The 12,395-nt window shown below is 38.5% G+C and carries 12 protein-coding genes and 1 pseudogene; 5 read left to right on the forward strand and 8 right to left on the reverse strand.

The features are described 5' to 3' along the window. Position 1 precedes the first annotated feature (1 nt). The 7 genes and pseudogenes from A7A69_RS11960 to rluD form a co-directional block, all read right to left on the reverse strand. Positions 2-802, reverse strand: coding sequence for a hypothetical protein (locus tag A7A69_RS11960; RefSeq protein WP_152877772.1), 801 nt, complete (start codon positions 800-802; stop codon positions 2-4). Beyond that, entirely contained in the window at positions 795-1,184 is a 390-nt protein-coding gene (locus A7A69_RS11965; RefSeq protein WP_152877774.1) for a WYL domain-containing protein, read from the reverse strand. The genes A7A69_RS11960 and A7A69_RS11965 overlap by 8 nt, the downstream gene beginning before the upstream one ends. Positions 1,185-1,244: 60 nt before the next feature. Then, a pseudogene (locus A7A69_RS17080) lies at positions 1,245-1,304 on the reverse strand (hypothetical protein); the annotation flags it as partial. Continuing rightward, the gene (locus A7A69_RS11970; protein ID WP_152877776.1) at positions 1,298-1,882 is read right to left on the reverse strand and encodes a hypothetical protein; all 585 of its coding nucleotides are present in this window, start codon (positions 1,880-1,882) and stop codon (positions 1,298-1,300) included. The pseudogene A7A69_RS17080 and the gene A7A69_RS11970, both read right to left, overlap by 7 nt. A 76-nt stretch (positions 1,883-1,958) precedes the next feature. Then, positions 1,959-2,516 carry a flavodoxin family protein gene (locus A7A69_RS11975; protein ID WP_152877778.1) on the reverse strand — a complete coding sequence of 186 codons (558 nt, stop codon included), beginning with the start codon at positions 2,514-2,516 and terminating at the stop codon, positions 1,959-1,961. 83 nt (positions 2,517-2,599) lie between these two features. Next, positions 2,600-3,340 carry a peptidoglycan editing factor PgeF gene (gene pgeF / locus A7A69_RS11980; RefSeq protein WP_152877780.1) on the reverse strand — a complete coding sequence of 247 codons (741 nt, stop codon included), beginning with the start codon at positions 3,338-3,340 and terminating at the stop codon, positions 2,600-2,602. Between the two features lie 16 nt (positions 3,341-3,356). Next, positions 3,357-4,409 carry a 23S rRNA pseudouridine(1911/1915/1917) synthase RluD gene (rluD, locus tag A7A69_RS11985; protein ID WP_120368746.1) on the reverse strand — a complete coding sequence of 351 codons (1,053 nt, stop codon included), beginning with the start codon at positions 4,407-4,409 and terminating at the stop codon, positions 3,357-3,359. Between the two features lie 72 nt (positions 4,410-4,481). On the opposite strand from rluD, the gene A7A69_RS11990 reads away from it, so the two are divergent. Together A7A69_RS11990 and A7A69_RS11995 are read left to right on the forward strand one after the other, a co-directional pair. Further along, positions 4,482-5,546 (forward strand): outer membrane protein assembly factor BamD, encoded by a 1,065-nt coding sequence (locus A7A69_RS11990; protein ID WP_151980082.1) that lies wholly within the window; start codon positions 4,482-4,484, stop codon positions 5,544-5,546. A 149-nt stretch (positions 5,547-5,695) separates the two neighbouring features. Beyond that, on the forward strand, positions 5,696-7,588 hold the full coding sequence (locus A7A69_RS11995; protein WP_152877782.1) for a DNA primase: 1,893 nt from the start codon (positions 5,696-5,698) through the stop codon (positions 7,586-7,588). 274 nt (positions 7,589-7,862) lie between these two features. On the opposite strand, the gene hemA is transcribed toward A7A69_RS11995, so the two are convergent. Beyond that, a complete protein-coding gene (hemA, locus tag A7A69_RS12000; protein ID WP_152877784.1) occupies positions 7,863-9,146 on the reverse strand; it encodes a glutamyl-tRNA reductase in 1,284 nt (427 codons plus the stop codon). Between the two features lie 100 nt (positions 9,147-9,246). Here hemA and A7A69_RS12005 point away from each other — a divergent pair, with 100 nt between their 5' ends. From A7A69_RS12005 to ispE, 3 genes are read left to right on the forward strand one after another with little or no spacing between them, the layout of a single operon-like run. After that, positions 9,247-10,950 carry a tetratricopeptide repeat protein gene (locus tag A7A69_RS12005; RefSeq protein WP_120368742.1) on the forward strand — a complete coding sequence of 568 codons (1,704 nt, stop codon included), beginning with the start codon at positions 9,247-9,249 and terminating at the stop codon, positions 10,948-10,950. A gap of 3 nt (positions 10,951-10,953) precedes the next feature. Then, positions 10,954-11,529 carry a lipoprotein insertase outer membrane protein LolB gene (lolB, locus tag A7A69_RS12010; protein ID WP_152877786.1) on the forward strand — a complete coding sequence of 192 codons (576 nt, stop codon included), beginning with the start codon at positions 10,954-10,956 and terminating at the stop codon, positions 11,527-11,529. Between the two features lie 14 nt (positions 11,530-11,543). Further along, complete coding sequence (gene ispE, locus A7A69_RS12015) at positions 11,544-12,371, forward strand: 4-(cytidine 5'-diphospho)-2-C-methyl-D-erythritol kinase (RefSeq protein WP_152878029.1); 828 nt, start codon at positions 11,544-11,546, stop codon at positions 12,369-12,371. Positions 12,372-12,395 lie beyond the last annotated feature (24 nt).

Raw genomic sequence — 12,395 nt, forward strand, 5'->3', positions numbered from 1 at the left:
TTTAAACTTGTGCTGTCACAAAATCCAAATAATATTTTTTTGCTTTATTTTGAATATTATCAAATATATCAAAACTTTCATTTATTTTTTTCAACGCTTTTTCAATAGGTTCCAAAGATTTATCAAGTTTTCCATTTTCGTACTCTTTTATAAATAATTCAGAATCGAGCACATCAATTTTTATCTCAAAAAAAGTGCCATGCCCTTCTAACTCAAAACCTTTATCTTCCAATTTTTTGTATTGCTTCAAAGTATTTTTTCTAAACTTATTCCAATCACACATTTCTCGATAAATTCTGAGATCAGAAGCTTCTTTCGTAAGATCACCATATTGATATGAAAGTTCACGAAGTAAATTATAATTAAGAAAAAATTGTATGCTTATAGATCCTTTATCATGTCTAAAAAAGTTAGAAGTCGGGAATCTATTATTATTGACCTGAAATTCTTCATTAGGATTGTAATTATACCCTTTATCATAATGCGTGAGCTTAAAAAAAGCATAACTGTGCAAAATATTACTATATTGTTCATTAGCTTTAGGATGAATCCAAAGTTGTGGTGCAAACCACAATTCTCTATATTCAAAGTTAGCACTTATTTCCCATATCATCGTTTGCCAATTTATTTCTGGGAAAATAGAATTTTCAGAGTCAATTATCATAGTTTCTATATCTGCAAAAATTTTCTGTGAAACAATTTCTTCTAAGACATAGCCTTGGTGAATCATAGTAGATAGATTATTCAATATAAACTTTATGGATACATCATCTTCGTTGCTCTTACCTTGTACTTTAATCATTGATCGGATTCTCCAAAGTCATGATTGAATAACCGTAATCATTTCTCTCTAGTGCAACAGTCGCTCTATAAACAACTTCCTCACGAAGCTCTTGGGGTGCTATGATTTGGATCAAGTGAGCTTTTTCTACCAACCAATTCATTAAACTCGTAGTAATAAAACTTGTAACTCTCAATTCATAATATTCATGATCTTCTATTTGTTTAATATCCTGATTAACGCAAATTGGTTTAAGTTTTAATTCCTCTAATAATTCTTCATGAAAAACAAAAAATATCTCTTGCCCAACCCTATCAAAATAAGCATTTTCAAATTCACGCTCATCCACAAGCATATCAATATCATAATGATTAATATCAACATGAGCCTTTTCTTCGATCACATCGACCTTATCAAATCTCAATAGATTAAATGTTCTAAGCTCACTTTTACTCCCTACGATTTTACTTGCGATTAAATACGGTTGCTGTCCATGCTGTATAATGCCTTGAGGCTTTAAAATATATTTTGTTTGTACATGGCTTCCTTCTTTTCTATATAAACATCAAGCCATAGTTGATCATCCAACAAAGCCTCATAAATCTTTTGCATTGTAAGTGTATGTTGCTCTTTTCTATTAATTTTTCCAAACCCATCAGGCACAAATCTTATTTTTCTCTGCCATGACCCGATTTGGGTATCCTTCTCTAATTGCTGTTCCGCAGCTTCAAAAAACCCTTTCACTTTTTCATAAATAGTATTTGGTAAGCTTTGACTCAAATACTCATTTGCCATCACCAAAACTAATGCAAGCTCAGAGTTAAACTGTTCAATATAAGCATTATAGCTTAAACAGAAACTCGATGGCTGACGACCTCCAGTATTAAACTCTATTAATTTTCCCGATATTAAAATCTCATTGAGTGTTTTCAGGTCTCGATGAATGTTCTTCTTTAGTGATTTTTCATTAATCTCGTCACTATACAGATGTAAAACTTTTTGTTTTAATTCTTCAATTGAACAAGCTTCTTGTGGTTCTCTAGGTAAAGCATGATAAAGATTTAGTATCCGCTCTACTTGGCTTAGGATTGATTTATTCATTACAATCTCATCAAAATAATGTCATTCAAATGAGAATAACACCTTAATGAGACTATGAATGTCTCATAAAACTTTTTTATATTTTTAACTCAGCCAAATATTTCCCAAACTTTCTCGCTGTTTCCAAGTCACCTTCTGGTGGGGTAACTTCAACACTGGCATTATCAGATTGCGTCATCAAGCCCAAGAAACTCGACATCCGATTGATATCAAGTGAACTTCGACCTGTTGGCATAAAAGGCAGACCTGCCCAGATCATACCGTGCTGCATCGCAAATAAATTAATTTGTTGCAACACAGCCAGTTTATCTCCACTCAAGCCACCGCCATTGGTAAAGCCAGCTGCAATTTTTCCTTGCCATGTACGCGCTAACCAACGTTTAGAAGAGTCTTCCATAAATTGTTTCAGTGCAGAGGTTAGACTCCCCATATAGGTTGGGCACCCCATGACAATGACATCAGCTTGATCCAACAAATCCCACTGTGGTGCAGCTACAGAAATGAGATGTACTTCTGCACCCGCTTGCTCTGCGCCTTGTGCAATATATTGTGCAACTTTTGCCGTATGCCCATAAGGACTATGATAAATCACACAAACTTTGACTTGGGGAGTAATTTGCTCAATAACAGACATGGAAAATTTAAAAACCAATGATTTAGATCAAGTTTAACATTTTTCAGTGATACAAGGCGAATCCGTCGTATAAAGCATGTGATTTATTGCATAAAGACAAAAGTCGCCATGCGTCCTGTTTTCGCATTACGCCGATAAGAATAGTATTCGTATTGTTGACGGTAAGAGCATTGATCGCCGCCGAGTATTAACTCTATTCCATGTTGCTCCAAGATATAACGTGCAATGGCATAAAGATCTGCATAAAACTTATCATCCTGTTTGCCTTGTTCAAAAGCCATATCCAATTCTGGATATTTTTCACAGAACGTTTTCTTGACCTCGATACCAACTTCAAAACAGGGCTGACTAATTGCAGCACCTAACCATGCCCATGTCGCACCACTTTGCATGGCTTCAATGGTATTTTCAATAATTCCACCTGCAAGACCACGCCAGCCTGCATGCAAGTTTGCGACTTCTGTACCATCTCGATTGCCCAAAACCACAGGCAAACAATCAGCTGTCATCATCATCAATGCATGACCTTTGGTCTGGGTCACCAGACCATCCCCTATTAATGCTTCAAACGTCATTTGTTCATTAACAGTATGGCAAATAGTGCTATGGGTTTGGGTCATCCATGTGATTTTATTGACCCCATATTCGGCAAACTCATTCAGCAATATCATGCGATGCTGCTGAACGCGCTCAGGATCGTCATTTACATGTAAAGCCAGATTAAATCCAGCTAAATCAGGATTTGCACTTGGTAACGCGTCTGCATGCTGAATGGTGGTTTGACCCACATAAACACCTAGCGGTAAACCTTGTACAAAATTCATGAACCAATCCTTTTATCTAGTAAGCCGCATTGTCCTGACGTAGAACATCAATCAAATAACTAAAGTCATCTGGCCACGGCGCTTCAAACATCATATTTTCCTGAGTACGCGGATGAACCAGACCAAGCTTGGAAGCATGTAAAGCCTGACGTTTGAAAGCACGCAAGGTAATATTTAAACGTTCACTTGCTCCCGCAGGAACACGAACTCGATTCATATAAACTGAATCGCCAACCAGACCATGTCCAATATAACTAAAATGCACCCGAATCTGATGCGTCCGCCCAGTTTCAAGTTGCGCCTGTACACGCGTAAAGTTCTGAAAGCGTTCTTTGACATTATAATGTGTTACTGCATCACGCCCACCTGGTAAAATCGCCATTTTAATTCGATCTACAGGATGGCGTTTAATCGGCTCATCAATAGTTCCGCCAGCCACGATATTGCCATAAACAACCAAATCGTAAATACGATAAACCGATTTGTCTGCCAGTTGTTTACTTAAGGAAAACTGTGCTTCGAGATTTTTGGCAACCACCAGTAAACCGCTGGTATCTTTATCAATACGATGCACAAGTCCCGCTCGCGCTAATTCTGCCGATTTTGGATAGTGATATAGCAAGGCATTGACCAATGTACCTGAGCTATTGCCTGCGCCAGGATGCACAACCATACCAACGGGTTTATTAATGACCAAAATGTCTGCGTCCTCATAAACAATATCAAGAGGAATATTTTCAGGTTTGCTAGTGGTCTGAGCTTCAAGCTCGACATTTAAGGTGAGTAACTCATTGCCTTCACAACGATATTTCGGCTTAACGATGTTACCATTTACCAACAAATGACCATCTTTCATCCACTGCTTAAGCCGTTCTCTGGAAAAATCGCTCCAGACGCTCGCCGCGACCTGATCAATGCGTTGTCCTAGATAAGTTTCGTCAAGCTGTTCCTGCAACGATAAACGTGTTGCAGTTGTGTCAGAATTATGATTATCTGCATCCTCAGAATCTTCAAGTAAATTGAAGTTTGTTTCTGAGAGATTTGAATTAGAAGATTGTGCTGAAGTCATTTGCTCAAAGTGATAAAAGTGGTTTAATAGCGCAATTGTAGCTCATTGCCCGTATATAACAGAGGAGTTTTTATGTCGCTACCAAATTATAAGATTACCATGCTTGCCCTTTCTCTTGGCGTAGCGACTGCAATGGTGGGTTGTAGCAGTAATCCAAAAAAAGAAGTAGTCGATACTGGGCCTAAGTCAAGTGAACTAGTTTATTTTGAAAAAGCAGAAAAGTCACTCGATCGTAAGCAATATTCAGATGCTGCAAAATCGTTAGAAGCAATTGATACTTATTATCCAACGGGTCAATACGCACAGCAAGCACAGCTTGAGCTTCTGTATGTCAAATTTCAACAAAAAGACTATGAAGGTGCAATTGCACTCGCAGAGCGTTTTATTCGTTTAAATCCGCAACATCCAAATGTCGATTATGCCTACTATGTACGTGGCGTGTCTAACATGGAACTCAATTACGACAGCTTGTTACGCTATACTTCACTGCAACAATCTCATCGTGATGTCAGTTATTTAAAGCTAGCTTATCAGAATTTTGTCGACTTTATTCGCCGTTTCCCAAGCAGCGAATATGCAGTCGATGCCGCACAACGTATGAAATACATTCAGCAAGAACTGTCTGAAAATGAAATTAACGTGGCACGTTTTAACTTAAAACGTAAAGCATGGTTAGCAGCAGCAGAACGAGCGCAGTGGGTCGTTGAACATTACCCACAAACGCCTCAGGTTCCTGAAGCATTGGCAACACTAGCTTATGCCTATGACGAATTAGGTGATAAAGCCACATCACAACAATATGTAGATGTATTAAAACTGAATTATCCTGATTTAATTAAATCAAATGGCAAGGTTGACTTACGTGCAGCACGTCATGAAGGAAGTTGGTGGAACCGTGCAACGTTAGGTATTTTAGGTCGTGGAGCAAAAACTTCAGGTGTTGAAGAAGCGACATCAGATAATCCGACAGAAACACGCAGCCTAACCAATCGTTTAAGTTTTGGTTTACTTGACAAACCAGAGCAACATGAAGCCGCGCCTATTGCGACACCGCCTACACAACAATTTGTTCCACGTACCAGTGTTGTGCCTGATACCGTGACTCCTGAAACAAATGAAGATGATGCTGCTAACTAGTCTTTTCTAGTTACACGGCAAGGCAAGTTTGAAGAACTTGCCTTTTTCATTTTTAGCACATTGAAATCATATTCATAAGACTGCATCATGTAGAGATCTTCTACATCGCACTATTATTTTCGTCCAGATCCGATACGGTATTTTTTATTATGGCAATTCCTCAACATACGATTGATCAAATTCTGGATCGTACCGATCTAGTCGAATTGATTGGTCAACGGGTAAAGCTTAAGAAAACTGGACGAAGCTATTCGGGCTGTTGCCCATTTCATCAGGAAAAAACCCCTTCTTTCCACGTGTATCGTGACAAAGGCTATTACCACTGCTTTGGCTGTCAGGCCAATGGCAATGCTATTCGCTTCTTGATGGATATTGATAGTCGCAATTTTATCGATGTCATGCAGGAACTTTCTGGCAAAGCAGGAATCGAATTACCCAAAGATAATTTTGATAATAAAAAACTGTCTTATAAGCGTAGTCCACAAAAAATTGAACCTAAAGCGATTGCTGCAGCAGAAGTTGCATCACCCACTGTTACGCCACAAGATCCTAATCAGGCTTTTGCCGATGCCGCAAATTTAGAGCTACCTGCTTATTTAGATGATCCTTTTGCCCAATTCGATACTTCATTTTCAACTTTTGAAGATATGCCGCAAGAAGGAAACTTATACGACTTACTGGAAAATGTTGCACAATTTTATGAACGACAACTTCCGCACAGTAAAAAAGCACAGACCTATTTTAAACAGCGTGGTTTAACCCCTGAAACAATTCAGTTTTGGCGTTTAGGCTATGCACCTGAAGATTGGCAACATCTGGAAAAAGCCTTTCCACAAGATATTGATGGCTTAAAAAAAGTAGGATTAATTCGTTCTAGCGACAATGGTCGTGACTTTGACTTATTACGTGAACGTGTGATTTTTCCGATTCGTGATCATAAAGGTCGTGTAGTTGGTTTTGGCGGCCGTGCGCTGAATGACGAAATCAAACCTAAATATATCAACTCACCAGACTCCGAGATCTTTCATAAAAATCAGTTGCTCTATGGTCTTTATGAAGGGCGAAAACTCAAAGCTCATGACTGGCTCATGGTCGAAGGTTATATGGATGTCATCGCTCTACAGCAATACGGCGTGTATGGTGCCGTTGCTACTCTTGGTACTGCCAGTAATGCAGATCACTTAAATACCTTATTCAAACAAAATCCGCGAATTACCATTGCCTTTGATGGTGATGCTGCAGGTCAAAAAGCCGCAAGACGCACACTAGAAATTGCACTGCCTTTATTAAATGATGGACGTGAACTCAAGTTTTTCGTATTGCCTAATGAACATGATCCAGACTCACTGATTCGTCGTGAAGGCTTAGAAAATTTTAATCGTCTCCTAGATCAAGCACCATTATTATCTGACTTTGTCTTTGCTCATTTAACAGGACAGCACGATATTTCCAGTCCAGAAGGTAAAAGTCTGGTTATGGGTGAACTTAAAGAACTGACTGAGTTATTACCTAAACATGGCTCGTTTCGCTATTTGCTTACCCAATCTTTTAGAGAAAAGTTGGGTTTAGGGCGTAAATGGACACCTCAAATCAGCCATGATGCATCTTTGTCTTTTAATATTCAGACCAAAGATGAAGATTTTGCTTTAGCAATTTTGATGCATCATCCTTATTTATATATTCATTTTGAAGCTCTACGTGCAGTCATTGATTCTAACGAATTACTTGGTAAAATTTTGGCGATTCTGGATCGTATTTTTGATGAATTACCAGATGATCAAGAATTGGCAACTTATTATGTGTTGGGCGCATGCAGTGCTTATTGCCATGAAATTGTGAATACCATGCAAAGAACAAATATTGAAAACCTCACGCAAACAGCTGAGATTGCAGATAAGCTGGCTAAAGAATGCTCATTAAGTCTACAGGAAACATATTTAAGACAAAAACTTAAATCTCCAGTTTCATTAGTTGAATCACGTAATTTGAAGCAACAACTTAATGAAGTGTCAAAGCAAATCACTCTAAAGCTATTAAATTAACCAGAATTCGATGTAAATTTTATTCGAAATTCGATATGCGGAAATGTTCTTCGTAATTGTTCAAGACAAAACTCCATTTATAAATGAATTTTTTTTGCAATTATTTTTGATAGATTTTGGTATTGAACAAGTTTTACAAAGGACAATGGTTTTGCCTAAAAAAAGTAGATCTAGCCGAAAGCTAATCCCTGTATATACACACACATCGTAAATTTATAACTATTTGATATTTATATAATTTTAAAAATTAATAAAGTAATTATCTGAAAATTTATTATTTTTTAGGCTTTCTCTCTTTAGTAAAAACTTCAGCCAATTCATTTTGCATCCATTCAAAATAATCAGGACTTTCATTTTGAGCAGCTTCACGCAACAAAATTGAAGTCGGATGCAACATCTTTTGGGTTAAACGATGCGCAAAACTTTTTAGGACATCTTCTGGATTTTGTCCAGTCTTTAAGGCTTCAAGTGCCAGTTCAAGTTCTGACTGAGTTTGTGTCTGACCATGTTCCCGATAGGCTTGTATGGTGCTACCCGCCTGTTGAATTTTTTGTTGTGTCACCAGTTGAGTCGCCAACTGATTGACCATCACTTCGGCTTCAACCGCAGCCTGACGACGTTGTGCCAGATTTTCATCAATTACACTTTGTAGATCGTCCACACCATACAGATATATACCATCCAGACTTTCGACTTTTGGATCGATATCACGTGGTACGGCTAAATCCACCATTAACATCTGTTTATAACGACGTTTTTTTAGAGCTGCACGCACATCTTTATAGTGAATAACCTGATGTAAACTACCAGTACAACTTGAGACGACATCTGCGCGATGCAAGTGATCTGCTAACTGATTAAACTCAATAATCTCGACATCAACCTGCTGAGCAATTTCCTGTGATAGGTTTTCAGCACGTTCACGACTACGATTACAGATAATAATTTTTGCAACTCCCATTTCTGCCAAATGCTTAGCCACCAGACTATTCATTTCACCAGCAGCAACCACCATCACGGTCAACTGTTCAGGATGACTAAACACTTGCAAAGCCAATTGGGCAACAGCATAGCCCATCGACACAGCATGACTACCAACGGCTGTTTCAGTTCGAACCCGTTTAGCAGCATAAAAAGCATATTCAAAAATTCGGTTTAAGTCTGGTGAGATAATATGCGCATCTTTTGACAGATTCAGCGCACTTTTGACCTGCCCTAAGATTTGCGGTTCACCGAGCATAAGTGAATCAAGCCCACTGGCAACTCGCATTAAATGTGTAACTGCCTGTGCATTTTCGTAACGATAAACATGATGAAGTAAGTGTTTTACTTCAATATCATTTGATTGGGCAAGCCAGTCCAATACCATATCAGCATTATCTGCAATGGCGTACACCTCTGTACGATTACAGGTCGAGACCACAACCATATCATTTAAATGATGGTGATCTCGCTGTTCGGCAAGCAAAGCACTCAATCGCTCGGCATTAAAAGCGATTTGTTCTCTTAACTCTACGGAAGCTGTTTGATGGTTGACACCCAATGCAAAGAAGGACATATCAGATCATCATTTCGCTAAATTTATGCTATTGTGCAATAACGGTGTCATAAAAAGCATACTTAGATTACGGAAAAATGGATTACTAAAATTGCGTCAAATGAATTGCCGAATTAATGGTACGTCGATTAGACAATATTCTACCACATTCTTACTGTTAGGAAGCATGGCATCATCAGCGCATGTACGTGCTGTGACTGATTTTTATCCACTTCAACCCAATACAGAAGCACTCAAGCAAAGTATGATTGCTGAGTTTGCACTCGCTTATGATGATATACCTACCGCAATTCATAATTACACTGTTTTAGCGATTAAAAGCAATTCACCTGCCATTAAACAGCGCGCCTTAGACATTGCACTCGAATATAATGATATGAAAGCGGCACTGGATATTGCCACCCATTGGGTCGTACAAGAGCCAGAAGATGTTCCCGCACTGTTTTATCTGGCGCATATTGCCTTAAAAGCACACGAATACAAACTTGCAGCAGATACGTTGGATAAAATTTTAAATATCGATCCAAATGCAGATCTGGAGCAAATTGTCGCAGGAATTTCACCTGAGTCAGCCTCAGATCGGGCTGATTTACTTAATATTCTTAATTTTAGCAAAGAAAAAAACAATCCATCAGTACTTGCACTTATGGCAGGTCTGGAAGCACAAAATGGTGATCTTGAACAAGCACTTGCCACCATTAATCGAGCTTTACGCAAACGTCCAAAAGTAACCAGTTTCATTCTGATGAAAGCCAACTTATTAACAGGATTAGGTGATCTGGAAGGTGCCCAAGAATGGTATGCAAAATCGAGCAAACGCCATAAAAACAATCTGGATGTACGTCTAGCAGAGGCACGTTTTTTAGTCAAAAACAATGAACCTGAACTTGCGCTAGAAAAACTACAAAGCATTATCAAAACATGGCCAGATGCAGAAGAAGCCAAATTTATTGCAGGCTTAACCAGCATTGACTTAAAACAATACGAAAAAGCCGAGCAATATCTGGTCGATTTACGTTATTCAGCCAAATATCAAAATGAAGCCTATTACTATCTGGCAGTGAATGCCGAACGCAAACAACATTTTGAGACGGCTAAAGCCTACTACAGACTGGTAGATGGTAGCCTATATGTCGTTTCACGCCGCAATATGGTAGCAATTTTTGAAAAACAAAATAACTTAAACGATGCCTTGCGTTTTTTAACACAGGAACGGGTGAATTATCCTCAGCACGCCAGTTTTTTATATCAGGCTCAGGCTGAGATTCTAAAAAAAATGGGCAATAAAAAAGCTGCAATTCGTTTACTAGATGAAGCGATCAAAAGCATTACGGATGACCCCGAACTCATATATGCAGAAGTGCTCATGCTCGATCCTAATATTGATCGGGACAAACTTGATCGCGCATTAAAGCAATTACTACAGCTTGAACCCAATAGCCCAACTTACTTAAATGCGTATGCCTATACCCTTGCCTTGCAAAATCGCCGACTTAAAGAAGCCAGAGAATACGCTGAACTTGCACTAGAATATGCGCCAGAACAAGCTTCAATTCTAGATACTTTAGGCTATATTGCCTTTTTACAAAATGATTTTCCTGCTGCCGCAGATTCATTGGGTAAAGCTTATGCCTTGAGTCATAATGTCAATATCGGAGTAAGATTTGCAAAAGCATTATACATGCAGGGTGAGTTGGACAAATACAGTCAGGTGTTACAGCAGCTAAAACAAAAACATGCAAATGATCCACAATTACAACAACTTGATGGTTTAATCTTACCGCTAAGTAGCAAAAAGAGTTAATTTATGAATAAGCTTTCTCAAGCCTGTCTGATCTTATGTAGTTCAAGTGTATTGTTTCTAACAGGTTGTCAGCATTTTACCCAACCACAGCTCCCAAAGAACACTCATGAAAGCGAAAATCAATTTAACCTACAAGGTAAAATCGGCGTACGCACACCGCAACAATCGGGAAGTGCATTTTTTACTTGGTCACAACAACAACAGAACTTCAATATTGAACTGACTGGCATTTTGGGTATGGGTAAAACTCAAATTCAGGGACAAAATGGTAAAGTCACACTGAATAGTGCTAAAACTGGCCTCATTACAGCATCATCCCCCGAAGAGTTGCTCGAACGTGCAACAGGATGGCAAGCCCCGATTACACATATTATTAGCTGGGTACAAGCAAGACCAGCAACGACACAAGCTCAGACTAATTTAGATGCAAATGGTCGAATTAACCATATCCAAGAAGATGGCTGGGATGTTGACCTTAGCTATGATGCAGAGCAAAAATTACCGAATAAACTTATTTTAAAGCAAATGCTTGAAGATAATAAAGAAAATCGTATTACAATGGTCATTCAAAATCGTTAAACCAAGTGAATATGATGATTCGGGTCCCCTCTCCAGCCAAACTCAATTTGTTTTTGCATATTACAGGTCGCCGTGCTGACGGCTATCATGAATTGCAAACGATTTTTGAATTGATTGATTTGTATGACTGGATGAGTTTTGACCCGAAAACTGATTTCTCAATAAGCATTACTGGCTTGGAGCAAGTCGATCTAAAAAATAATCTGATTTATCGTGCTGCAGAACTATTAAAGCCTTATGCACAAAAATTATGCGGCTTAAACATTCAAATTGAGAAAAATATTCCAATGGGAGCAGGGCTAGGCGGAGGTTCATCCAATGCTGCCACGACTCTTATTGTGCTCAATCAACTCTGGCAATGCAGATTAAATATTCAACAATTGGCACAGCTTGGACTACAGCTAGGTGCCGATGTTCCAGTGTTTATTCATGGTCAAAATGCATGGGCAGAAGGCATCGGTGAACGTTTATCATTCATAGACTTAGCTCAAAAACAATACATTATTTTAAAACCTGATTGTTTTATCAGCACTCAATTGCTTTTTTCGCAAAAAACATTGACAAGAGATTCCAAGCCTAATACATTTTGCGCCTATCAGTTAAAGCCATCTAGCTTTGGAAATAACTTTGAGCCTATTGCCCGAAGTCTATACCCACAGGTTGATGAAGCAATGCATTATCTAGATCAATTTGGTCAGGCAAAGCTTACAGGAACAGGTGCTTGTGTTTTTTCTGAGATCAATGATGAAATGAATATTGTTGAAATTGTTGCAAACGCACCATGTAAGGCTTACGTGGTAAATAGTTTACAACAGTCTCCATTATATGGTTTTCACCTTTGAAGATAGGGGCGTCGCCAAGTGGTA

Origin of the sequence: Acinetobacter guerrae, from assembly GCF_009372255.1 — a bacterium.
Taxonomy (GTDB): domain Bacteria; phylum Pseudomonadota; class Gammaproteobacteria; order Pseudomonadales; family Moraxellaceae; genus Acinetobacter; species Acinetobacter guerrae.

Excerpts from the sequence above, each read along its gene's own strand:
- A7A69_RS11960 (WP_152877772.1), bottom strand. The coding sequence starts at position 802 with ATGATTAAAGTACAAGGTAAGAGCAACGAAGATGATGTATCCATAAAG.
- A7A69_RS11970 (WP_152877776.1), bottom strand. The coding sequence starts at position 1,882 with ATGAATAAATCAATCCTAAGCCAAGTAGAGCGGATACTAAATCTTTAT.
- A7A69_RS11975 (WP_152877778.1), bottom strand. The coding sequence starts at position 2,516 with ATGTCTGTTATTGAGCAAATTACTCCCCAAGTCAAAGTTTGTGTGATT.
- pgeF (WP_152877780.1), bottom strand. The coding sequence starts at position 3,340 with ATGAATTTTGTACAAGGTTTACCGCTAGGTGTTTATGTGGGTCAAACC.
- rluD (WP_120368746.1), bottom strand. The coding sequence starts at position 4,409 with ATGACTTCAGCACAATCTTCTAATTCAAATCTCTCAGAAACAAACTTC.
- A7A69_RS11990 (WP_151980082.1), top strand. The coding sequence starts at position 4,482 with ATGTCGCTACCAAATTATAAGATTACCATGCTTGCCCTTTCTCTTGGC.
- A7A69_RS11995 (WP_152877782.1), top strand. The coding sequence starts at position 5,696 with ATGGCAATTCCTCAACATACGATTGATCAAATTCTGGATCGTACCGAT.
- hemA (WP_152877784.1), bottom strand. The coding sequence starts at position 9,146 with ATGTCCTTCTTTGCATTGGGTGTCAACCATCAAACAGCTTCCGTAGAG.
- A7A69_RS12005 (WP_120368742.1), top strand. The coding sequence starts at position 9,247 with ATGAATTGCCGAATTAATGGTACGTCGATTAGACAATATTCTACCACA.
- lolB (WP_152877786.1), top strand. The coding sequence starts at position 10,954 with ATGAATAAGCTTTCTCAAGCCTGTCTGATCTTATGTAGTTCAAGTGTA.
- ispE (WP_152878029.1), top strand. The coding sequence starts at position 11,544 with ATGATTCGGGTCCCCTCTCCAGCCAAACTCAATTTGTTTTTGCATATT.